This is a genomic window from Acetobacter sp. DsW_063 (assembly GCF_002153745.1).
Lineage (GTDB): Bacteria > Pseudomonadota > Alphaproteobacteria > Acetobacterales > Acetobacteraceae > Acetobacter.
On sequence record NZ_JOPL01000038.1, the window covers coordinates 16,909 to 38,510 of the forward strand.

The 21,602-nt window shown below is 56.7% G+C and carries 20 protein-coding genes; 10 read left to right on the forward strand and 10 right to left on the reverse strand.

What is annotated here, in order from left to right; translation table 11 throughout:
• Positions 1-122: 122 nt before the first annotated feature.
• The 7 genes from hpaI to HK28_RS07025 all read right to left on the reverse strand — a co-directional run bounded on the left by hpaI (position 123) and on the right by HK28_RS07025 (position 7,088).
• Positions 123-908 (reverse strand): 4-hydroxy-2-oxoheptanedioate aldolase, encoded by a 786-nt coding sequence (gene hpaI, locus HK28_RS06995; RefSeq protein WP_086643887.1) that lies wholly within the window; start codon positions 906-908, stop codon positions 123-125.
• A 4-nt stretch (positions 909-912) separates the two neighbouring features.
• Positions 913-1,725, reverse strand: a complete 813-nt coding sequence (gene hpaH / locus HK28_RS07000; RefSeq protein ID WP_086643888.1) for a 2-oxo-hept-4-ene-1,7-dioate hydratase — start codon at positions 1,723-1,725, stop codon at positions 913-915.
• Positions 1,726-1,734: 9 nt separating this feature from the next.
• Complete coding sequence (locus tag HK28_RS07005; protein ID WP_086643889.1) at positions 1,735-2,598, reverse strand: fumarylacetoacetate hydrolase family protein; 864 nt, start codon at positions 2,596-2,598, stop codon at positions 1,735-1,737.
• A 17-nt stretch (positions 2,599-2,615) separates the two neighbouring features.
• Positions 2,616-4,070 carry an NAD-dependent succinate-semialdehyde dehydrogenase gene (locus tag HK28_RS07010; protein ID WP_086643890.1) on the reverse strand — a complete coding sequence of 485 codons (1,455 nt, stop codon included), beginning with the start codon at positions 4,068-4,070 and terminating at the stop codon, positions 2,616-2,618.
• 14 nt (positions 4,071-4,084) lie between these two features.
• Positions 4,085-5,068, reverse strand: coding sequence for a 3,4-dihydroxyphenylacetate 2,3-dioxygenase (gene hpaD / locus HK28_RS07015; protein WP_233140406.1), 984 nt, complete (start codon positions 5,066-5,068; stop codon positions 4,085-4,087).
• Positions 5,069-5,136: 68 nt separating this feature from the next.
• Complete coding sequence (gene hpaE, locus HK28_RS07020) at positions 5,137-6,651, reverse strand: 5-carboxymethyl-2-hydroxymuconate semialdehyde dehydrogenase (protein WP_086643892.1); 1,515 nt, start codon at positions 6,649-6,651, stop codon at positions 5,137-5,139.
• Positions 6,652-6,707: 56 nt separating this feature from the next.
• Positions 6,708-7,088, reverse strand: a complete 381-nt coding sequence (locus tag HK28_RS07025; protein WP_086643893.1) for a 5-carboxymethyl-2-hydroxymuconate Delta-isomerase — start codon at positions 7,086-7,088, stop codon at positions 6,708-6,710.
• A gap of 149 nt (positions 7,089-7,237) precedes the next feature.
• Between HK28_RS07025 and hpaR the strand changes: the two genes are divergently transcribed.
• Entirely contained in the window at positions 7,238-7,726 is a 489-nt protein-coding gene (gene hpaR, locus HK28_RS07030; protein ID WP_233140408.1) for a homoprotocatechuate degradation operon regulator HpaR, read from the forward strand.
• A 7-nt stretch (positions 7,727-7,733) separates the two neighbouring features.
• Here the strand turns inward: hpaR and HK28_RS07035 are convergent, their stop codons facing one another.
• Both HK28_RS07035 and HK28_RS07040 read right to left on the reverse strand, forming a co-directional pair.
• Positions 7,734-8,273 (reverse strand): flavin reductase, encoded by a 540-nt coding sequence (locus HK28_RS07035; RefSeq protein WP_086643895.1) that lies wholly within the window; start codon positions 8,271-8,273, stop codon positions 7,734-7,736.
• Complete coding sequence (locus tag HK28_RS07040; protein ID WP_086643896.1) at positions 8,270-9,844, reverse strand: 4-hydroxyphenylacetate 3-hydroxylase N-terminal domain-containing protein; 1,575 nt, start codon at positions 9,842-9,844, stop codon at positions 8,270-8,272. Before HK28_RS07040 ends, HK28_RS07035 begins: the two co-directional genes overlap by 4 nt.
• Positions 9,845-9,906: 62 nt before the next feature.
• Here HK28_RS07040 and HK28_RS07045 point away from each other — a divergent pair, with 62 nt between their 5' ends.
• The 8 genes from HK28_RS07045 (at position 9,907) to HK28_RS07080 (ending at position 19,480) form a co-directional block, all read left to right on the forward strand.
• Positions 9,907-10,848: a helix-turn-helix domain-containing protein gene (locus HK28_RS07045; protein WP_086643897.1), complete on the forward strand. Its 942-nt coding sequence runs from the start codon at positions 9,907-9,909 to the stop codon at positions 10,846-10,848.
• 174 nt (positions 10,849-11,022) lie between these two features.
• Positions 11,023-11,688: a hypothetical protein gene (locus HK28_RS07050; RefSeq protein WP_143217353.1), complete on the forward strand. Its 666-nt coding sequence runs from the start codon at positions 11,023-11,025 to the stop codon at positions 11,686-11,688.
• A gap of 98 nt (positions 11,689-11,786) precedes the next feature.
• Positions 11,787-13,328, forward strand: a complete 1,542-nt coding sequence (locus HK28_RS07055) for a carbohydrate porin (RefSeq protein ID WP_086643899.1) — start codon at positions 11,787-11,789, stop codon at positions 13,326-13,328.
• A 526-nt stretch (positions 13,329-13,854) separates the two neighbouring features.
• Positions 13,855-15,222 (forward strand): aspartate aminotransferase family protein, encoded by a 1,368-nt coding sequence (locus HK28_RS07060; RefSeq protein WP_369823618.1) that lies wholly within the window; start codon positions 13,855-13,857, stop codon positions 15,220-15,222.
• Positions 15,222-16,688 carry an amidase family protein gene (locus tag HK28_RS07065; protein WP_086643901.1) on the forward strand — a complete coding sequence of 489 codons (1,467 nt, stop codon included), beginning with the start codon at positions 15,222-15,224 and terminating at the stop codon, positions 16,686-16,688. The genes HK28_RS07060 and HK28_RS07065 overlap by 1 nt, the downstream gene beginning before the upstream one ends.
• Before the next feature lie 8 nt (positions 16,689-16,696).
• Positions 16,697-18,139 carry an NAD-dependent succinate-semialdehyde dehydrogenase gene (locus HK28_RS07070; protein WP_086643902.1) on the forward strand — a complete coding sequence of 481 codons (1,443 nt, stop codon included), beginning with the start codon at positions 16,697-16,699 and terminating at the stop codon, positions 18,137-18,139.
• A 63-nt stretch (positions 18,140-18,202) separates the two neighbouring features.
• Positions 18,203-18,709, forward strand: a complete 507-nt coding sequence (locus tag HK28_RS07075; RefSeq protein WP_086643903.1) for a hypothetical protein — start codon at positions 18,203-18,205, stop codon at positions 18,707-18,709.
• A gap of 135 nt (positions 18,710-18,844) precedes the next feature.
• Entirely contained in the window at positions 18,845-19,480 is a 636-nt protein-coding gene (locus HK28_RS07080) for a hypothetical protein (RefSeq protein ID WP_086643904.1), read from the forward strand.
• A 213-nt stretch (positions 19,481-19,693) separates the two neighbouring features.
• Here the strand turns inward: HK28_RS07080 and HK28_RS07085 are convergent, their stop codons facing one another.
• A complete protein-coding gene (locus HK28_RS07085; protein WP_086643923.1) occupies positions 19,694-20,467 on the reverse strand; it encodes an SDR family oxidoreductase in 774 nt (257 codons plus the stop codon).
• Between the two features lie 143 nt (positions 20,468-20,610).
• On the opposite strand from HK28_RS07085, the gene HK28_RS07090 reads away from it, so the two are divergent.
• A complete protein-coding gene (locus tag HK28_RS07090) occupies positions 20,611-21,522 on the forward strand; it encodes a LysR family transcriptional regulator (protein WP_086643905.1) in 912 nt (303 codons plus the stop codon).
• Positions 21,523-21,602 lie beyond the last annotated feature (80 nt).

Sequence of the window (21,602 nt, forward strand, 5' to 3'; positions counted from 1 at the left end):
CAGAGCAGGCCCTGACGCCCGCCAGGAGTATGTATTGTAGCAGCGTCGGGATCAGGGCGTCACACAGGACCCGCTCGCGCCCCACTGCGATGCCTGGCGACCTTCCCGGAGAAGGTCGGGAATCAGGGTGTGTTCAGGACGCTTTTACGAAAATCCTCGCATAGTCTCTGCGTGCCGCCCGCAAGTATCCCCACGTCACTTCCGATCGCCACGAACCGTGCACCCATCTCGACATAGCGGCGCGACAGAGACAGATTGCTTGACAGGATGCCAGCAGGCTTTCCTGCGTCGATAATGGTGTGGAGCGCGGCCTCGACATGACGCTGAACATCGACATGTCCCGGATTTCCGCGATGCCCAAGATCGGCCGCCAAATCTGCCGGGCCGATAAAGACCCCATCAACCCCATCGACTTTGAGTATATCGTCAAGCGCGGCAAGGCCCGCGCGGCTTTCCACCTGCAATAGCAGACAAATTTCTTCGTCTGCCGTTTGCAGATAATCCGGAATCCGATTGAACGACGACGCTCTCGCCAACGCGGCGCCTACACCGCGTTTCCCTGCAGGAGCATATCGCACGGCGCGCACCATTTCCGCCGCCTGCTCGGCCGATTCAATCATAGGCACGAGGATCGTCTGCGCGCCCGCATCGAGTATCTGCTTTATCATCCATGTTTCAGGCGCCACAGGGCGCACGACGGCCTGTCCACGCCCCGCCGCCATGGCCTGCAGTTGCCGCATGATGCTGCGAATATCGTTAGGAGCGTGTTCGCCGTCCACAAGAAGCCAGTCATAACCAGCTCCAGCACAGATTTCCGCCGTATAGGCATCCGCCAACGCAAGCCAGAGTCCGATGAGGGGCTTATCCCCCCCTAGAGACGCCTTGAAGGCGTTTGAGGGAGCAGGCATGGCTTTACGCGTTCCTTTCAAAAAAGCAGCTTATGGTTCCAAGCTTCCCGTAATCAGCGACTATGGTGTCGCCTGGCCTGGCTTCGACCGGCCGTATGAAGGAGCCGGAAAGCACGACCTGACCCGCCTCGATCTTGCCGCCATACTGTTTCAGGCGCGCCGCAAGCCACGCAATGCCACGCGCCGGATGGTTGAGGACACCGGCGCCAAGTCCAGTTTCCTCCACCACCGCATTACGAGAAACTATAGCTCCCGCCCATCGCATATCGAAATCATCGACGTGATGCCGACTCCCGCCGAGCACAATGCCCGCGTTCGCCGCGTTATCTGACACAGTGTCTATAATGGAGCGCGCGATCTTTGTGGCGGGATCGACACGCAATATCCGTGTATCGAGAATTTCCAGTGCAGGGACCACATAGTCCGTCGCAGCGAGCACATCGAAAGAAGCAATTGCGTCACCCGTCAAATCCTGTTTGAAGACAAAAGCAAGTTCCGCTTCAATTCGCGGCTGGATAAAGCGCCTCGCGGGGATGCTCGCGCCATCTTCAAACAGCATATCGTCAAAAAGTACGCCCGAGTCCGGCGTATCAATTCCAAGGGCGTACTGCATCGCCCGGGACGTGAGGCCTATCTTCCAGCCGATGACTCTTCGGCCCGCCAGAATTTTTTTTCTTATCCAAGCGTCTTGAATCGCATACGCATCATCAAGAGCAGCGTCCGGATATTTCAGGGAAAGCAACCCCATCTGCTTTCTTGTACGTTCCGCTTCATCCAGAGCCTCAGCGGCCGACAATATCTGCTCCGATGTCAGCATGTCGCCTCCCTATTCCTCATCCGCAATGGAGTTTTCCAGACGACCGATTCCGGTAGCTTCAACTTCCACAACATCTCCGGGTTTCAACCACACAGGCGGTTCCAGACGCGCGCCGGCGCCTGTCGGCGTCCCGGTGACGATAACATCTCCAGGAACAAGTGTCGTAAACGTGGAAATATAGGAAATTATCTTACGGAATGAAAAAATCATCCGACCTGTTCTATCGTGCTGTCGGATTTCCCCGTTCACGCGCGTTATCAGTTCCGCATCGCGGATCTGCTCTTCAGAAACGAAGGGGACGAGCCACGGTCCAATAGAGCCCGTGCCATCAAAGTTCTTTCCTTGTGTGACGTTGAACTTGGCGTGCCTTACCCAATCGCGAATAGTGCCTTCGTTGCAAAGGCTCAACGCGGCAATATGCTCGAGCGCCTTATCCTCCGAGATTCGACGTCCCGCCTTGCCGATGACCACGACAATCTCGCCCTCGTAATCAAGCTGAGGCGATTCAGGCGGGCGTCGCAGAGCCTGCTTGTGACCAACAAAACTCCGCGGGAATCTAATAAACAAGGATGGGTTTTTTGGGGCAGTTTGTCCGTCCTTGTATTCTTCGTTACGATCCGGAAAATTCACTCCCACGCAAATAATTTTCTCCGGATTTGTTATGGGAATCAAAAATTCAATTTCCGATTCCTGAAAATCAATTCGATCTGGAGCAGTTTCGACGATCTCCGTCAGTGCTCCTGCTTCTATCACTCCCCTGAGATCCGACCAGCGCTCCCCGAACACAGCGAAGAGATCCGTAATTCCCTCGGGACGCCACAGCCCGTATCGGACTTCACCACCGGCCGAGAATGTTATTAATCTAGCGGTCACTTTCCCCTCCCCCTGCCTCAAACAACAGATCCGACGCAGATATATTTTAATTCTGTGTAATCTTCGATTCCATGACGTGAGCCTTCACGCCCGATACCAGACATGCCACGGCCGCCAAAGGGAGCTTCCGCCGTAGACACGGCGCCCGTATTTACACCAACGATTCCACACTCAAGCGCCTCGCTCACGCGGAAAATACGAGCCGCATTATTAGTACAGAAATAGGCAGCCAGCCCGAATTCAGTATCGTTGGCAGCCGAAATCGCCTCGTCCTCTGTTTCGAACCGGATCAGCGGCGCCACCGGCCCAAAAGTTTCCTCATGCGTAATCCGCATCTGGCCCGTGACGTCCCCAAGAACCGTGGGTTCGAAAAACAGTCCGCCTTTTTCGTGTCGCTCCCCACCAACAAGAACTTTAGCTCCGTTGTTGCAAGCGTCAGCGATGTGCTCCTCCACTTTCACCAAGGCCCTTTCGTCTATAAGCGGCCCAAGCAACACAGCCGGGTCCAGACCATTTCCGACGGAAAGTTCTTGAACTCTTTCACTGAAAGCTTCAGAAAATTTGTTATAAATATTTTCTTGAACGTATATTCTATTAGCACAAACACATGTTTGCCCATTATTACGAAATTTTGCCAACATGGCTGCCTCAACCGCTACATTTAGGTCCGCGTCGTCAAAAACAATAAAGGGAGCGTTGCCTCCAAGCTCTAGACTCAGCTTTTTTATTGTCGGCGCGCATTGTCCATAAAGCAGAGCCCCAACCGCAGTAGATCCCGTAAAGGTCAGTTTTCGAATTTTCGGGCTGGACGTCATAATCCCGCCAATCTCGGTCGCATTTCCCGTGACGACGCTCAACAGCGCTGCCGGAAGTCCCGCGCGCTCCGCGAGAATAGCGAGCGCGATTGCTGAAAACGGCGTCTGCTCTGCAGGCTTCAGCACGACTGCGCACCCTGCCGCGAGAGCGGGCGCCACTTTGCGCGTGATCATCGCGCTGGGAAAATTCCAGGGCGTAATAGCGGCCACGACACCGACAGGCTGCCTGATGACCAGAAGGCGTTTGTCCTCCTGATGACCGGGGATTATTTCTCCGTAAAGCCTGCGGGCTTCCTCTGCGAACCATAGGACGTAGCTGGCGCTATATTGGATCTCTCCGACAGCTTCAGCCAAAGGCTTTCCCTGCTCCAGAGTCATAATCAGCGCAAGGTCGTCTTTGTTATCAAGAATCAATTGATGCCAGCGCCGCAATATCTCGGCGCGCTGGCCCGCCGTAACGTGGGCCCATGCGCGTTGAGCGATCACCGCAGCATCTATAGCTTCCTGTACCTGAACGTCGCTGATCTCGGGAACGCACCCTATTGCATCCCCCGTAGCAGGGTTGAAAATTGTGCGGCCGGATTTAGGGAGCGATTCAATCCACTGTCCGGCAACCAGAGCCGCTTCACGCAGCAGAGAAGGATCCCGCAATTCCATAGCCGTTATCCTAATTACGGGGCGATGATCGGACTCGCAGTCACAACCGGCTCCTCGGCGTCAACGCCCGAAAACAAGCTACCGTGCTCGAACCACGACCGGGGAGCCGGAGCCCCCCAAAGCGTCTGCCTCTGGGGGTCTTTCAGATTCCAACGAATGGGTTCGTTGTCCGGATCTACCGTCTGATAATCTGAACAGTAAATTTCAATCCGGTGACCGTCTGGATCAAGGACATATAGAAAGAAGGCGTTAGATATACCGTGCCGGCCGGGGCCACGTTCAATATTCGCGACATAGCCAGTTGTAGCCATAAGGTCGAGCAGATCGATGATATTGAGAGGAGTTGGAACCCAGAATGCCGTGTGATGCAACCGTGGCCCCCTGCCACAGGTAAAGGCCATGTCATGAACGCCACCTTTCCGATGCATCCACGCCGCCCACAACCGACCAGACTCTTCGTCTTCCGTGTATTCCGTGGTCCTGAAACCTATTTTATTGTAAAATGAAACGGATTTGTCGACATCGCTCGAGAAACAATTGAAGTGATCTATGCGCAGCGGTTTCACCCCGTGATAGAGAGCATATTTTTGATGGATAGGCGCCAGCCGATCCATCTTGAAATAGAACTCCAGCGGGATTCCGGCGTTGTCGTGCGTACGGAACGTGCGACCTTGATACGGCCTGTCGACCCACTCTACCGAGTGCTCCAATGCGCGAAAATATTCAGCGGCCTTATCCAGATCCACTTCCGAAAAAACCTTGAATGACAGGGACCTGACCTCGGCCACGTCGCTTTTTGTGAGGACCATGCAATGGTGTCCCCGCTCCTCCATAGCCCGGAAGTAGACATGTTCACTGTCTTCGTCCGTGATCTGCAACCCCAGAGTGTCCGCGTAGAAAGCACGACTCCGAGCAAGATCAGTCACTGAAAAATCCACGTGACTAAGACGAACGATATTAAAGTCAGGATATAAATTGAACGGTTCTAGTGCCATCATCTTGCTTCCTGAAGAGTCGGCCCTCGCGTGCCGACATGTTGTTCTTCTTACTTTCCGCGAAGGAGACGTTATCCGAGGCGGGGGATGGCGTGTTCGGTTGTGGCGAAGGAAACATTTTTAGTTTCCATGTAAAAGTCGAATGACCAGTCTCCGCCGTCACGGCCGATGCCGGATGCCTTGACACCACCAAACGGGGTATCGAGATGCCTTACATTCTCAGAATTCACCCAGATCATGCCCGCTTCCAATTTTTCCGACACACGAAACGACCTTGTGACATCCGAAGTCCAAAGGTATGCGGCCAAGCCGTACTGGGTGCCATTCGCAATGCGAACAGCCTCATCTTCTGACGCGAAGGGAATCGCGGTCAGCACAGGGCCAAAAATCTCTTCTTGCGCAATGCGCATGTCGTTCGTCGCATTTGTGAAAAGTGTGGGAGCGACGTAACATCCGCCACCAGGGCCAGGGAATTTCTCGCCTCCCGCGGCGACAGTCGCGCCTTCCGTTTTCCCGATCTCTATATATTCAAGAACTTTCTTCTCATGAACGGGATGAATAAGGGGTCCCACGACAGTCGCGGGATCGAGCGGGTGCCCTACTTTTATATTCCTCGCGCGTTCGGCCAGAGTGGCCGTGAACCTGTCGTAAATGCTTGCTTCAACGAGGAGGCGCGATGATGACGTGCACCGTTCCCCGTTGAGAGAGTAAATCATGAACAACGCGGCGTCCGCCGCTCTTTCGAGATCCGCGTCAGCGAAGACTATGATCGGATTTTTTCCTCCCAATTCGAAATGAAAACGCTTCAGCGTATCCGCTGCTTGCTTCATGATCAGCGAACCGGTGCCGCTTTCTCCGACAAAAGCTATAGCCTTGATGTCTGGATGACGCGTCAGTTCGGCTCCAGCATCTTCTCCAAAGCCGTTTACAAGATTCCACACGCCCGGAGGCAACCCGGCGTCTTCAGCGATTCGCAGCAAAAGTGACGCAGTGATCGGCGAAAATTCGGCTGGCTTGTGAACGACGGTGCATCCGGCAGCCAACGCAGGCGCGATCTTCCATGTCGAAAGCATGAAGGGTGTATTCCACGGCGTAATGACGCCAACCGGCCCGACCGGAGTCCGCGTCGTCACATTCGCCTGTCCCGAGGTCGGAAGCGACAATCCGTTTCGGGCGGCGGGGGCCTTGTCCGCGAAGTACCGAAAATTTTCGGCGCCACGCAAAGCCGCCTTGGACATAAACCGCAAAGACTGGCCAGTATCCAGACACTCCAGAAATGCTATTTCTTCCGCACGAGCTTCAATAGCATTAGCTATAGCATGCAGGATTTCTCGCCGTTTCGCCCCGCTTAATGCGGTCCAGCCGGGTTGTGCCGCTTTCGCAGCCTTTGCCGCCAGATCGATGTCTCGTTCATCGCCCCTTGCAACGGAGGCAAGCGGTTTGAGATCGATTGGAGAAATTGTTTCAAAAAACTCGCCGCCGATAGAGGAGCGTTCCTGCCCCCCTATATGGTTCAGGACGCCCGTTTCCCGAATATAGGATATATACTTCTCTGCTTTTTGGATGTTTTCTTGAAACGTCGCCATACCCGATCTCCTGCTCTACTTATTTTTACTTTTTGGCTTTTTGCCACGCTGTCTTCTTAACGAAGGCGGCCGTGCATTGAATTTTTTTTCCAGCTTAATCGAGAATCTATTTCTCGAATCTCCAGAGAGAGGGCGAAGTTGGGTCTTTCCAGGAGACTTTCCGTCACCATAGCGGCAGTAGAGAAAATTGCTTCACCTGCACGTCTCTTTTCGTCGAACGTTCTACCTTCTCCGATTCGGAAAGACATATCGATGAACGCGTTTTCTGGAAGCATATCCGCTACTGCCCACGCCGACGCCTCGAACGCTCGAACGCGGACCGCTCCTACTTCGAACAAACCTGTCTCCAGGATCGCGTCTCGCAATCGGACACACAGCGTCGTCAGATCCACGCTATCCCTCAGGTTCGCGGAATACTCGATAGAGAGGTGCGGCACGGAAAATTCTCCGTTTTCGAGACAATTTAATTAACTTGTTAACCTTATAACAATCAAACGAGCTATTCGTGTCCTCACATTCACGTTACGCTTCCTCATTTTAAAGTTCGTGATACTCTCTCCAGAACGTCCCCTGCCGAAGGCTAAGCATGCCCCCCCTGAAGCGCCCGTCGGCCATGCGCGACACAAAGCCCCCCGCATCCAATCCAGCCTCCGAGTTACCTCACGAAGCGACCAAAGCCATGCCGATCGCGCTCCTCAGAGCCCGAGAAGCCCTTATGTCCCGCTTTCGCCCCATGCTGGCCGAGCACGATTTCACGTCCCAGCAATGGCGCGTTATTCGACTTCTGAACGAGCATTCGACGCTTGACGCCGCCCAACTCGCGGAAAAGGCGTTTATCCTCCCCCCCAGCCTGACGCGCATCCTTGCTAATCTGGAAACCCGCGATTTGGTGACACGCGTGCAGTCTTCATCAGACCGTCGACGTTATCTCTTCACGCTGACGACGCCCGGAGAAGAGGCATTTCGCAAAATCTCTCCCGACAGAATCAAGGTTTACAAAGAAATAGAGGCGTATTTTGGTAGGGATAAAATCAATCTGCTCCTGAGCCTTCTCGACGAACTGGCTCAGTTTTAAGGTATGGTCAATGCGGCGCGACGCCCGCCGTCGCGCCAACGAAAGCTCGATCCAGGTAAAGAAGCGGATGGCCTACCGCTGAGCAACGAATGTCCTGAACCTCGCCGAATATCACGTAGTGCGTGCCGACGACGTGATGCGCCGCGATTTTGCAGTCGAAAGACGCGATCGCACCCGTTAGAGCAAAATTGCCCGAGGGCAGTTTCTCCCACACACCTGACGCATAGCGCTCTTCCATGTCCACCACCTTGCCCGCGAAATAACCGGCAAGATCGACATGTTCGTGGCCGAGCACGTTCACACAGAACACTTTATTCTGGAGAAACAGATCGCACTGGGCAGACCGTCTGTTCATGCAGACAAGCAGCGTCGGCGGATCGTCGCTCACGGAGCACATGGCCGTCGCAGTGAAGCCGCCGCGCCCTGCGCTTCCGGCCGAGGTAATGACGTTCACCGAGGCGCCGACTCTCGCCATCGCCGCGCGAAACTCGAGCTGCGCGGACCCGACGCCGGACGTCGCGCGTTGCTGTTCATGAGCGGTATTCATTGCACGCTTCCCCCAGCCCCTACCGGTTGTAGCCACGTTTCGCCAGTCCAGCCGTTTTCGTCGTAATCACTCATACAGATGTCGACGAGTTCCTCCATTTGGCGCAACACCGATCCGCGTTCCGCTCCCTTCAGTATCTGTAAACGGACATCTTCGGGACTTCCCGCGTAGTTCAGCTCGTAGAGGGCGTGGCGGCCACCAAATTCCGTGCCTGTCGCATCCCACAGGAGCTTCATTACCTTGATTCGCTCCTTGTGGCTGATTCCGTTTGATCCGCGCACATACTGGGCGAGATATCCATCGATTTCCGGGTTCGAGAAATCCTTTACGGAAGATGGAAGATAGATAAGCCCGGACGCCACGCAACGGCGCACCAGGTCGATGACTCGCGGGTATGCGTCCGACATGAAGGCCCGGTAGGTCAGGGCAGCTTCGAGGTTGGGCAGTACCGCTCCGTTGTGCCACTGCTGCGGCGCTCGCGCCATCGCATTGGAGAGCGACCAGAACAGGTGACGCAGTCCGATGACTTCCCCCAACGCCGCCTGATTGCCCCGGAAGGCGTCGCCCCCCGTGCAGCGAAGCGCCTTCGCAAGCACACCCGCCAAAAAGTCCAGCTTAACCGCGAAACGCGTGCATCCCTGGAAGCAATACCCCTGCATGAAGCCCGAGCCGATCGGGAAAGAAAGAATCTTCTTCGCATCCCGGAGGATCAGGACGTCCTCCCATGGCACGAACACGTTATCGAGCACGAGAATGGCGTCATTTTCGTCAAAACGTGACGACAGCGGGTAATCGAAGGGCGAGGACACCCTGTTTGCCGTTTCTTCGTAAGAAGTACGACAGATCATCTTTATACCCGGCGCGTTCATCGGAGCGATGAACGTGACCGACATTGAAGGATCTTCCGTGACTGTCGCTGAACTCTGGGCGAGCAGGTTATAGTGAGTCAAAGCCGACGACGTTGCGACGACCTTCGCTCCGGAGACATAGATGCCTGCGTCTGTCTCCTTCGTTATATGGACGAAGACATCCTTAACCTCTTCAGCGGGCTTGTGCCTGTCGATCGGCGGATTTACAATCGCGTGATTAAGGAAAAGAACTTGTTCCTGCGTTTTTGCATACCATGAGCGGGCGTTGTCGGCGAAGGGACCATACCATTCCGCGTTGACCCCCAGAGTATTGGTCAAAGCAGCCTTGTAATCCGCCGTCCGCCCCATCCATCCAAAGGTCATCCTGGCCCAGCCAGCAATCGCCTGCTGCTGACCAACAAGATCATCGACCGATTTAGGGGACACAAAGCTTCTATGCGTGAACCCTCCATTGCCCGTATCGGTGGGGGTGGTCAGAATTTTACTTTGCTGTTCATCATGCAGCGCGTCGTACAAGCGCGCTATCGAGCGTGCTGAGTTGCGCATCGCCGGATGCGTAGTGACGTCATCTATACGCTTTCCGTCGATATAGACATTGCGGCCATCGCGTAACGACTCGAGATATTCTGCACCGGTAAAGGGGCGTTTCGCCTGACTCGGCTTACCGCCTTTCAAGAAGCGAACCTCGGCTGCATCGCTCATTTTCGAACGTCCCTTGTCATTATTCTTGCTTTTTATGGTATGTCCCCTGTCATCGTTCGAGAATGCAGAAAAAAAAGAAAAACTTGGACTTTTCCGAAATGCCCCACAAACCTGACATTCCAAATTTCCTGACATACGGCGTCGATCAGAAAACTGACGACATCGGTTTTGTGCACGTCGAAAAGGTTATGGATCGCAAATTGATCCATAACGGTCATGTTCCGGCGCACAGACACGAGCAGATCTTCCAATTATGCCTATGGACCTCGGGCTCGGGCGTTTACGCCATTGAAGATCGTCTTATCGAATTTCAAGCGCCCATGTTTCTTTTTATTCCCGCACGGGTCGTTCACGGTTTCGATGTATCGTCAGTATCCGACGCGATCGTATTTTCGCTCGCCAACAGTTACACTGATTCTGACTCTCTATTTAAGAGTGCTGCAGCCAGACTACCGTTAATTTTGCACGCCCCTGAGGGCGCTCCACCAACGCCGCTCATGGCCTCGCTAATGCAGGTCGGTTACGAGCGTTACAAGAGCGCTTCGCAAACCTCTCAAAGTGTAATTCGTGGTATTGCAATCGCCGTTTTTGGCGAGGCGGTTTCGCTAACCAACGCGACGGGGGGCCACGATGAGAGCAGCGCCGCCGCCAGAATCAGATATTTAATCGAAGAGCGGTTTCGTGAGCCCTGGACGGTCAACGACTATGCAAACGAGCTCGCTCTCACGCCTTATCAGATCAACAATGCGGCGCAGATCGCATTTGGGCAAAGTCTCAAACGGTTGATCATTGATCGCAGACTACTTGAGAGCAAGCGACTTCTCGCGTTTACGATTCGCCCCATAGAAGCGATAGCAGCGGAAATCGGAATTCCGGACGCCGCTTATTTTTCCCGCTTCTTTCATACCTCGTGCGGTTTTTCTCCACGAGAGTGGAGGCGGCGATGGGCGGAGAACGCCAAAATCGGGCCATTGGCGGCCGCCTCAGAGAACACGCTTACGTGAGGTTGCTTAACGTTCATTTTTTTAGTTAACATGATAATCAAATTACCCTAAACTCCGGGACGAGACGATAGGGCGACGACTCCACGCCCGAACATCTGTCAGGAGACTCGGATAAGTTTTTCTGCCTGAACACGGGCGAAGTCACGCTGAATAAAAAGAAAAAGGCGGCCTTCAATGTCTGAAAATCTACAGCATACTCTTGCGCCACGACGAGGCATGGGATTGCAGGCGCATGACCTGCTTGCCGTTTTGTATCTGGCGTTGGTTACATGGCTGGTGATCTATCTCGTCCAAAACGTACACGATCACCCGTTTATTCTCGCTTATGTAAAATTTTTCCTTCTCGCTACATTTGGCGAATGTCTTAAAAAGCGAATAACACAAGGCGTATGGATACCTGATCACCTGATTCTACGTGCTCTTATCTGGGGTTGCTTCGGCGTGTGGATTGCGACGTCGTTCATGATTCTTGATTCAGGCGTCCGCTGGCTTGTCGGCACGACCTCTCCCTCCAGCGCGATTACTGCATTCGTAATCAGCGCCTGGATGAATGTTTTTTCAGGATACGGCTTCTTCATGATGCTGACACATTTTATTACCGATCGAATGATCGAGGAGGGCGTAAAAAATCCTGTCGAATACATGCGCTCCCAAGGCTTCGCGAGATGGACAAAAATCGTTTTTCTATGCCTGATTTTTTTCTGGACACCGGCTCACACGATTACATTCCTGCTGCCTAATATGTGGCGCGTCGTTTTTGCGGCTTATCTGGGAATTGCGTTGGGAGCAATTCTTTCTTTCGCGTCCGACCCAGGCGCCCGGGTGCCGCGCGCCGCCTGACACGACCGACCGGCAATAGCGCGGGACGTTCCGTCTACCCCATCCCCCATACGCTTCTGTCTGAATAATAAAAAAATTCAGTCAGGGAGGAGTGTTTCATGAACTTCGTCCATTCGGGGCGAACGCTTTCGTCCGACCAAGCAACACGGTTACGAATCGGGTTGCTCAGCCTCGCGCTCCTGGCGCCAGCCACGTCAGGCGCCGCCCTTGCGCAAGACGCGACCCAGTCCCCCCAAACATCCTCCGGCAGTCATTTTTGGGACTCAAACAGCGTCGCAAAAGATTTGCAAATTCGTTACGAAAATGTCCAGGGACCGATCACGCTGGTCCCCTCTGAGCTTCCGCCTCAGGTTCTGGCCGGCGCACCGCTGCTAACGTTGCCTGAGTCTCGGCCACCAAAAGGCCCTCTTACGTTTTTTGGACGCTTTCTTCGCCGCATTGGATTAACCCCGCACGCGATTTTCAACCAACTCTACATGACCAATCCTGATACCGGCCCTCGGCCCGGTCGATTTTCTCTCGGAACAGGATTCGCTTTAGGCCTGGACGCCAATCTTCAGAAAATTATCGGCGTAAAGGGTGGCGAGATTCATTTCGAGGAGATTCTTTTTCGCCCGACCGCGAATGGCGGTTACCCGGCCGGTCCCGCATGGGCAGGCGCGGTCGGCAGCTATTTCGCGGGTATAGACCAGCATAACGATATCGCAGGAGGGTGGCTTGCCCTTCTTACGTATCAACAAAAGCTCTTTCATAACCGCGTTAATTTTTCCGTCGGCAGAACTCATCCAAGACGTTATTTCTTCTTCAATAACTGCGACAACGTCCTGAATTGCACGGATCCGATCATGCAGGCTTCCGCCGGTATACTTCCGCCTCCATATGCTACATGGGGCGGATATGTCACCGCGCGCATGTTTAACGACGTCAGCTTCGAAGCCGGCGCCTTTGAGGCCAATCTGAATCAATATTTTCAACACGGAAACGGGTGGCGCTGGGACACCCGAACGGCCTCTGGCTATCTTTTATTGGGCGGTTTCAATTACAGACGATTGCAGGTGACTCATCTCTACGGCGGCCGTTATCAATTGTCCGGATTCTATAACAGTTCTCAATATACTGATCCTTATACCAAAACGACGCATTACGGCCGCGCCGGCGCCGAATTTCGTGGCCAACAACTCATCTGGCGTCGGGATCACAACCATCCGGTTCTTTCGCCTATCCCGGAAGGGCTTAACGTCTTTGGAACTCTCGGTTTCGCGGCCGACCCCTCGGCCCCATTCAAGGCGCTCGCCGAGGGCGGATTCAGTTACCATGGCCTTTTCGGGCGCCTTCTGGATAGAGAACAGATCAAGTTCAGCTACGTCAGGGCGTCCAGACATCAAATGCTTTATCAACGAAACCTCCGTGTGGCAGCAGGCGGAGACCCACGAATGGGATCGCAGGACATCATGCGTCTGGAAGCGAGCGGACACATCTCGATTTATCCCGGAGTGGCGTTCGAACCCAGCATTCAGTACATATTCAATCCGGACAATTACTATAATCCCTCAGCGAAAAGGATCAGTTCTAATGGTGTCGTTCTTGCCGGGCAGTTAATGATCGATATGGGCTTTCTGTCTGGACTCTCCGCTCACTGACCAAATCATCGCTCGTGAAGTTGACAAGACCAGGTCGGATCTCCCCGTTTCTTCATCCGACCACGTCAAACAGATATGCGATCTCGATGCTCCCGATCACAACGACCCACACGACGAAGCGCGCGGAAGGGACCATTGCAGCCCATCCGGCCGCAGATCGAGGGCCACCACATCCGCTTCTTGTTCATTACGGACTAGACCGTGTTCATGGCGATGAGTTGGAGACCTCTCCGGATTCATCCGCGTCCTCTGCTCACAGACCATGCTCTTGCACGACGCTCCCCTGACGTTGCAGCGGCCAGGGATTGGCGAGTTCAGGATATGCGTCTGAGTATCGCTGCCGCTCTTCGCGACGTCGAGACTTGATAAACTTTAGCAACGATCTCTACTATCCCGCGCGGCAGGCCAGCCGCCGTGTGCGCGGGCCGCGTCTGGTCTTCCGTCAGAACATTGACACCGGGACTACGCCGACCAGATGCCATCTCCGGCGCACATTATGACACCTTGGTAACGAATGGAGCAGAAATTGAGCGACGATCTGTTGTCCGCCGAGCAGCGCGACGCGCGGTATGTGATGCATCCCCTGACGGATGCCCGCGCCAACCTGCAAAGCGGCTCGCTGCTCATGGAGCGTGGTGAAGGTGTCTATGTGTTCGACAACGTCGGCAATCGATACATAGAAGCTATGGCTGGCCTCTGGTCCGTTGGGCTGGGCTTTTCCGAACAACGCCTGGTCGAGGCGGCGGTCAAGCAGCTGAATCGGCTGCCCTATTATCACAATTTCAGTCAGAAGGGTCACAACCCCATGGTCGATCTGGCTGAAAAGCTGATCGGCATGGCGCCGGTTCCGATGAGCAAGGTGTTCTTCACGAACTCCGGGTCGGAGGCCAACGATACGGTCGTGAAAATGCTCTGGTATCGCTCGAACGCCCTCGGCGAGACGCGACGCAAGAAATTCATCGGACGGAAAAAAGGCTATCACGGCATCACGGTCGCGTCGGGAAGCCTGACGGGCCTGCCAGTAAATCACCGCTCCTTCGATCTGCCTCTGCCCGGGTTCCTCCATGTCTCCACGCCGCATCATTGGCGCGAGGCGCAGCCGGGCGAGAGCGAGGAAGCGTTCGCGACGCGCCTCGCCACTGAACTGGAAGACCTGATTCTCAAAGAAGGACCGGAGACCATCGCCGCGTTCGTCGGCGAACCCGTCATGGGCGCAGGCGGCGTAATCGCGCCACCAGCAACATACTGGGAGAAGATTCAGGCCGTCCTGTCGAAATACGGCATTCTGCTCATCGCGGACGAAGTAATCTGCGGTTTCGGACGAACCGGCAACATGTTCGGATGTGAAACTTTCGGCATAAAGCCGGACATCATGGTGCTCTCCAAACAGCTGTCGTCCTCCTACCAGCCGATCTCCGCAATCCTGCTCAATGAACGCGTGTTCGAGCCGATCGCCGACGAGACGCATACGATCGGAACGTTCGGCCATGGCTTCACCGGAGGCGGGCACCCGGTCGCCGCAGCTGTCGCACTTGAAAATCTAAACATCCTCGAAGAGCGTAATATCGTTGGTCACGTCCGCGATATTTCCCCCGCTTTGCAGGATGGCCTCCGCGCGCTCTCAGATCACCCGCTGGTCGGAGAAGTGCGTGGTCTTGGCCTGATTGCAGCCGTCGAGCTGGTCACGGACAAGGGCGCCAAATCATCGCGCCACCCAGCGGGCGCGCTCGGCAAACGTGCCGCCGCCGTTCTTCAGAATAAAGGCGTCATATCGCGCGCCGCCGGCGACGCGCTTACTTTTTGCCCGCCGATGATCATCGAAAAGGATCAGATTGACGCCATCCTGACCGCCCTCCGCAGCGCTCTCGATGAAACGGCGAAGGAAATGCTGTAATGTCCACCGTCTCTTCGTCAGGCAGTTCAGCCGCGCCGGTTCGTGATCTCTGCGATCTGGATGCGCACGCTCTACTGTCCGGTTATGCGGCGAAGAGATTTTCTCCAGTTGACGTCACCAAGGCCGTGCTGGCGCGCGCCCACGCCATTCAGAGCGCACTGAATCCGTTCGTGCATATCGACGACGACGACGCCCTCGCCTCGGCGCGGGTGTCGGAACGGGCGTGGAGCGCAGGGTTGCCGACGCGGCCGCTCGAAGGCGTGCCAACATCTATCAAGGACACCGCCCTGGTGAAGGGGTGGGTTCTGGGCAGGGGATCACGGCTGTCCATCGGACAGCCCCCCGCTGCCGAGGACTCTCCCTCGGCCCGTCGCATCCGTGCAGCTGGCGCAGTCATCTTCGCCTGCACCACGACCTGTGAGGGCGGCTGGAAGGCCGTCACGGACTCGCCTCTGACGGGAGTGACCCGCAACCCGCATAATCCGCACGTCACGCCGGGCGGAAGCAGCGGCGGCGCTGGAGCCGCCATCGCCTCTGGTTGCGGTCCCCTCGCACTCGGCAGCGACGGCGGCGGCTCGATCCGCGTGCCGGCGAGCTTCAGCGGCGTTTTCGGCATGAAGGCGACCTTTGGCCGGGTGCCTCAGTGGCCGATGGGCGTGCATTATTCCGACTTTTCCCATTACGGACCGTTGACCCGTTCCGTTGCCGACGCCGCGCTCATGCTCTCGGTGCTGGAAGGCTATGACCCGCGCGATCCCTACAGCTTCGCCCCAGCCAAACCCGGCGCGTTTCTTGCCGGCCCGTTGCCACTGGCAGGCCTTCGGATCGGCGTGACCGAAGATTTCGGATTTTTACCGGTCGACACGGAAATCCGCTGCGCCTTCCGGGAGGCCGTCGCCATCGTGGCTCAAGCTGGCGCCGAAATCCGAGATGTCCCGGCGTTCGAGGACTGGCGCCCGACCTATCGCGCCCTGTGGCGCTCGCGGGGATGGCAGACCCTGAAGACTCTGCCTCCGGAACAGGCCGTCATGGTCGATCCGGAGTTCTGGCGCGAGGCCGAAAAGGGGCGTCTTCTGAGCGCTGACGAGGTAGCCGACGCTCACCTCCGCCGCATCGGATATCGGCAGCAGGCCGGGCAAATGTTCGAAGACTTCGACGTTGTTCTGTCACCCTCAGTCTCGGTTCTGCCATTCGAAGCCGGAAAGACTGTGCCTGATTCATCCTGGCCGGACTGGCTGGAATGGGGTGGCTTCGCTTTTCTGAATAACCTCACGGGGCAGCCGGCCGCGTCGCTGCCGATCGGTTTTTCATCCACGGGGCTTCCCATTGGGATGCAGATCGGCGGACGTTCGCAGGACGACGTGACAGTTCTGCGAATTTGCGAGACCCTGCAGGGCCTGATCACCGAAGGCGCCTATGCGCCTTCACACATTGCGGCGAAACTCGCTGCGACGAAACAGAGCTGAAGCGAACCATGAGCGCATATCCAGACACACGCCTGTTCATTGACGGCGCATGGCGACCTGCCGATGACGGCCAGACCATTCCTGTCGTCAATCCTGCTACGGGCCTTGCGATCGGGCAGGTCGCGCGCGCGGGTGAAGCCGATATCGCGCGAGCCGTCATCGCCGCGCGCAAAGGCTTCGCCGCGTGGAGCCGCGTCGGGGCGTTCGAACGCTACAGCGTGATCCGACGGGCTGCATCTTTGCTACGCGAACGGGTTGATGCGATCGCCCGCCTGATGACCATCGAGCAGGGCAAGCCTTTAGTGGAGGCTCGCACGGAAATTCTTGGGTCGGCCGACATTCTCGACTGGCTTGCGGAGGAGGGGCGGCGCGCTTACGGCCGCCTTGTGCCGCCGAGATCTCCGGACGTAACGCAAATGGTGCTGCGTACGCCGATCGGGCCGGTTGCCGGTTTCTCCCCCTGGAACTTCCCGATCAGTCAGGCCGCCCGCAAGCTTGGAGCGGCTCTTGCGACCGGGTGCTCCATCATTCTCAAGGCGCCGGAGGAAACACCGGCGTCTCCGGCGGCTCTCGTGCAGGTCTTTATCGACGCCGGACTGCCAGGAGACGTGCTCTCTCTGCTTTATGGCGTTCCTGCGGAGATATCGTCCCGTCTCATTCCTGACCCGGCGATCCGCAAAATCAGCTTCACCGGGTCTACCGCCGTCGGACGCGAGTTGGCCGCAATGGCTGGTCGCCATATGAAGCGGAGCACGATGGAACTGGGCGGCCACGCGCCGGTGATCGTCGCCGCTGACGCCGATCTGGATCAGGCTGCAGCATTGCTGGCGGCGTCCAAGTTCCGTAACGCCGGGCAGGTCTGCGTCTCTCCGACGCGGTTCCTTGTCGAGCGTCCGGCTTATGACGGTTTCCTCGATCGTTTTCTGTCGCACGTATCGACCGTGAAGCCCGGTGACGGGCTCGACGCGACGACGACCATGGGACCTCTCGCGCATGAGCGGCGCGTCAACGCGATCGAAGCCCTGATCGACAACGCAACCTCGCTGGGCGCACGTGTCGAGACAGGTGGCGGTCGTATGGGGAACGCCGGGTATTTTTTCCAGCCGACTGTCGTCACGGGTCTGACGCCGGACATGCAGATCATGAACGAGGAGCCGTTCGGCCCGGTCGCGCTGATTACCCCGGTTGAAAACGTCGACGCGGCCTTGAAGGAAGCAAATCGGCTGGATTACGGGCTTGCGGCCTATGCTTTCACCCGCTCCGGCGCGACGGCCACCCGTCTGCGTGACGAGGTCCGGTCAGGCATGCTGACAATCAATCATCTGGGGCTCGCCCTGCCGGAAACGCCTTTCGGCGGCATCGGCGATTCCGGCTACGGGTCGGAGGGAGGCGCGGAGGCGATCGAGCCTTACCTGGAGACCCGGTTCGTAACCCACAAGACAGTCCTCTGAGCCACGAAGCGGCGGCAAGTAAGATCGGCCAGCCCGTACATTCCGATTCAGGAACGATATTTTATGCCCCCCAGCATTGCTTCCGAGCAAGGACGCGCGTCCGGCAGCATGACGTGGCCCATAACCGGCAACCTGCCGGCTGACGACTATTCGCGGAGCTTCGAGAGCAACATGAACCATATTTTGGCGCCTACAGAAGAAGCCGCGATGGAATCTTCTATTTTCTCGTCCGCAGAACCTACGGCTTACGATCTTGCCCAGATAGGCTCCGATCCGCAGGCCAAGGCCTATCTCGAGTCCCACGGACTGCCGAACCTGCACGACGCGTTCTCCGTCGCCAATATTCTCCACACTAATCGGAACTTCAGCGGCGCCGCAGCGATCTATGGCCTCGCCTTTCGCATGCACCCACGCGACCCGGGCGTTTACCCTCTGGCGCAGTCGCTGCTGCAGGCGCGCCTCTTGTGCCTTCTGAAAGGAGGGCGCCGGGTCCCGCAGGACGAAATTGACGTCCTGCAGCGCCTGAACCTTCCCTTCGCCAACTATATCCAGGGCATAGAAGCAGCCTGACGTGACAAAGACGGCGAAAGGGCGCTTCGGGCCATCGGCAACGCCTTTGAAGAGTTCCATACCGGCGAAGAAATCGACAGCCTGTATCTCGACCTCGTCCGCCAGTACATACCGGGATTGCTGGACGGAACAGCCGTGGATTCGTCGCGCATTCCGTTCCGCGTCTACATGTATTGGGATCAGAATCCACCGCCCGAAATTCAGGAGAATTTTGACTATCACCGTCAGATTCAGGGGCTGGATTACCAAGTTTTCAACAAGGACCACGCAACCGAATGGCTCTACCAAAACTATGGGGTCGAAGCGCGGGGCCTGTTCCTCGGCGCCCGACATCCCGCTGAGGCCGCCGATTTTCTCCGCGTGCACATCATGCAGCTTTACGGCGGCTGGTGGCTCGACGCCGACATCCGGTTGCGAGATGAAGAAAGCGTCAACTTCCTGCGTGAACAAACAGCACAGAACGTTCTGTTGCTGACTGACAATGGCGTTGTTCATAACGATTTCTACGGCAGTGTACGCAACAGCATCATCGGTCAGGATTGCCTGCTGTCTCTGTACCGAAACTGCTATCTCCACCACGGTCTGTTCATCGCCTACAAGACCGGCCCTGGCATATTCAATCGCGCGCTTTCACGGATCGCGCATCACTCGCTGATTGGCGAGAGGCCCAACCAAACTATAAAAATTTACGACCACATCATGTTTGATCGGGTCATCCACCAGTTCGCGACCCCTTACAAGCAGCGCCTGCCGTCATGGCATACCGCCTGACTTAAAGCTGGTCATGCGTCACCGGACTCCCAATGCGGTCGTCCGGGACTGCTGCTGAGCAACGGCAAGCAAATCGGAACGCGCTTCGAACGCCCACACCCGCAAAACGCGTGGGCGCGACCGCCGCTTTCTTACTGCACAACCTGGGCAGAAGGCTTCGTATAATCTGATTGCCGCCCCTGTATCGTCCTCGGCGCCGGCGCGCAACAAACGCTATTTCGTCGTGTAGCCGCCATTCGCCAAAATGGTCTGCCCCGTGATCCACCACCCGTCGGAAACGAGGAAGCGGATCAGAGGCGCAATATCCTCGATATCCGTCAGGCCGGTCTTGCTGAACGCCGACAGCGCGGCGGCGGATTTGTGATAAGCGACAGCGTCCGCTCCTTCCTGCCCATAGAAGAATGGTGTGTCCATCGGGCCAGGGCCGACCGCATTCACGGAGACCCCGCGCACGCCAAACTCTTTGGACGCCGCGCGCGTGAAATGCTCGACAGGGGCTTTGGAGCCCGCATAGGTCGAATAGAACGGCGTGTAAGCGCCCAGAAGCGACGTCACCACCGTAACCAGCTTTCCGTGATCGTTAAGGTGTATGCCCGCTTCCTTGATGAAAAAATACGCGACTTTCGCGTTGATCGCGAACATCGAATCAAATTCTTCCTCGCTGGTCTCGACTATCGGCTTCTTAAGCACCTTGCCCACCGTATTGATCGCTATGTCAGGCTGGCCGATAGCAGCGATGGCGTCTGCGAAGAATTTCTCGGTGGCGCCTGAGGCCGTCAGGTCAGCCTGGAACGCCACAGCCTCGACGCCCGCAGCCTTCAGTTCGCTCAGCGTTTGCTCAGTCTGTACCCGGCTGCTCTCGCTGTTATAATGAATGGCGATCGCTTTCGCCCCATGCGCAGCCAGATCCCGGGCGATCAGCGCCCCAAGATTCTTGCCGCCACCGGCGATAAAGGCCGTCTTGCCCGCGATAGAATGGTCGACCATGTCAGTTTCTCCCTGCTTCGAAAGCGCCGTCATGTCGACAGGCGGCGCTGCGTTCATGACCATATCGTCCAGATTTGACGTATAAATGCGCTCACTCTGACAACTCTGATCAGGTTTGACGAACAGTAAGATCGGAAGCCCGCTTGGACCGGATAGACCTTTTTCGCATCTTCGTGCGCGTAGCAGACGCCGCCAGCTTTTCCCGCGCGGCGGGCGCTCTGAACATGCCGCGTTCGTCGGTTTCCGCCGCAATCATGGAACTGGAGGCGCGGCTTGGCGTCCGCCTTCTGTCGCGCACCACACGATCAGTCTCTGTCACGCCCGACGGTCGTCTGTTTTACGAGCACTGCCAGCGGCTGATCGCCGACATGGAGGAAGCGGAAGCCCTGTTTTTGACGGAACGCAACCGCGTCCGGGGCGTGCTGCGCGTCAGTCTTCCCGGACGTATCGGACGACTTATCGTAGCGCCCGCGCTGCCGGATTTTCTCGAACGGTATTCGGACGTCGATATCGACCTCGACGTCACAGACCGCGTCGTCAATCTTGTCGAGGACGGCGCAGACTGCGTCCTGCGTGTCGGGGCGTTACAGGACTCCGCTCTGGTCGCGCGGAAAATGGGAATGCTGTGTATGGCGAACGTCGCCAGCCCGGCGTATCTCGCCCGCAAGGGGCAGCCTAGGACACCGCACGAACTCATCGGACACGACGCCGTGCGCTATGCGTCGCCATCGAATGGACGGGTTGAGACTTGGGAGTGGAAGGAAAACGGGAGGCTTCACTCCATAGCGTTGTCTGGTCGCGTGACAGTCAATAGCGCCGAAGCCATGATCGCGTGCTGCATTGCCGGTCTCGGTGTGGCGCAAGCGCCCCTCTATGACGTGCGCAGTCATATTGATCGAGGCGAACTGATCGAGATTTTGTCGGATTACCCAGCCGAAGCGATGCCCATGACGCTGCTCTATCCGCACCGCAGACATCTCTCCGGTCGCCTTCACGTCTTTGCGGACTGGCTGGATGCGCTTCTCCGCCCGCATCTCGGCTGCAACACTACGTAAACAACGGCGCCATTCACGAAGACACGGTGATTCCCCGCTGGAAACACTCACACGGCGCATCATTCCGGTCGCGGCGAGCA

Coding starts and splice junctions, on each gene's coding strand:
- hpaI (WP_086643887.1), bottom strand. CDS start 908: ATGCCTGCTCCCTCAAACGCCTTCAAGGCGTCTCTAGGGGGGGATAAG.
- hpaH (WP_086643888.1), bottom strand. CDS start 1,725: ATGCTGACATCGGAGCAGATATTGTCGGCCGCTGAGGCTCTGGATGAA.
- HK28_RS07010 (WP_086643890.1), bottom strand. CDS start 4,070: ATGGAATTGCGGGATCCTTCTCTGCTGCGTGAAGCGGCTCTGGTTGCC.
- hpaD (WP_233140406.1), bottom strand. CDS start 5,068: ATGATGGCACTAGAACCGTTCAATTTATATCCTGACTTTAATATCGTT.
- hpaE (WP_086643892.1), bottom strand. CDS start 6,651: ATGGCGACGTTTCAAGAAAACATCCAAAAAGCAGAGAAGTATATATCC.
- hpaR (WP_233140408.1), top strand. CDS start 7,238: ATGCCCCCCCTGAAGCGCCCGTCGGCCATGCGCGACACAAAGCCCCCC.
- HK28_RS07035 (WP_086643895.1), bottom strand. CDS start 8,273: ATGAATACCGCTCATGAACAGCAACGCGCGACGTCCGGCGTCGGGTCC.
- HK28_RS07040 (WP_086643896.1), bottom strand. CDS start 9,844: ATGAGCGATGCAGCCGAGGTTCGCTTCTTGAAAGGCGGTAAGCCGAGT.
- HK28_RS07045 (WP_086643897.1), top strand. CDS start 9,907: ATGCAGAAAAAAAAGAAAAACTTGGACTTTTCCGAAATGCCCCACAAA.
- HK28_RS07050 (WP_143217353.1), top strand. CDS start 11,023: ATGTCTGAAAATCTACAGCATACTCTTGCGCCACGACGAGGCATGGGA.
- HK28_RS07055 (WP_086643899.1), top strand. CDS start 11,787: ATGAACTTCGTCCATTCGGGGCGAACGCTTTCGTCCGACCAAGCAACA.
- HK28_RS07065 (WP_086643901.1), top strand. CDS start 15,222: ATGTCCACCGTCTCTTCGTCAGGCAGTTCAGCCGCGCCGGTTCGTGAT.
- HK28_RS07070 (WP_086643902.1), top strand. CDS start 16,697: ATGAGCGCATATCCAGACACACGCCTGTTCATTGACGGCGCATGGCGA.
- HK28_RS07075 (WP_086643903.1), top strand. CDS start 18,203: ATGCCCCCCAGCATTGCTTCCGAGCAAGGACGCGCGTCCGGCAGCATG.
- HK28_RS07085 (WP_086643923.1), bottom strand. CDS start 20,467: ATGGTCGACCATTCTATCGCGGGCAAGACGGCCTTTATCGCCGGTGGC.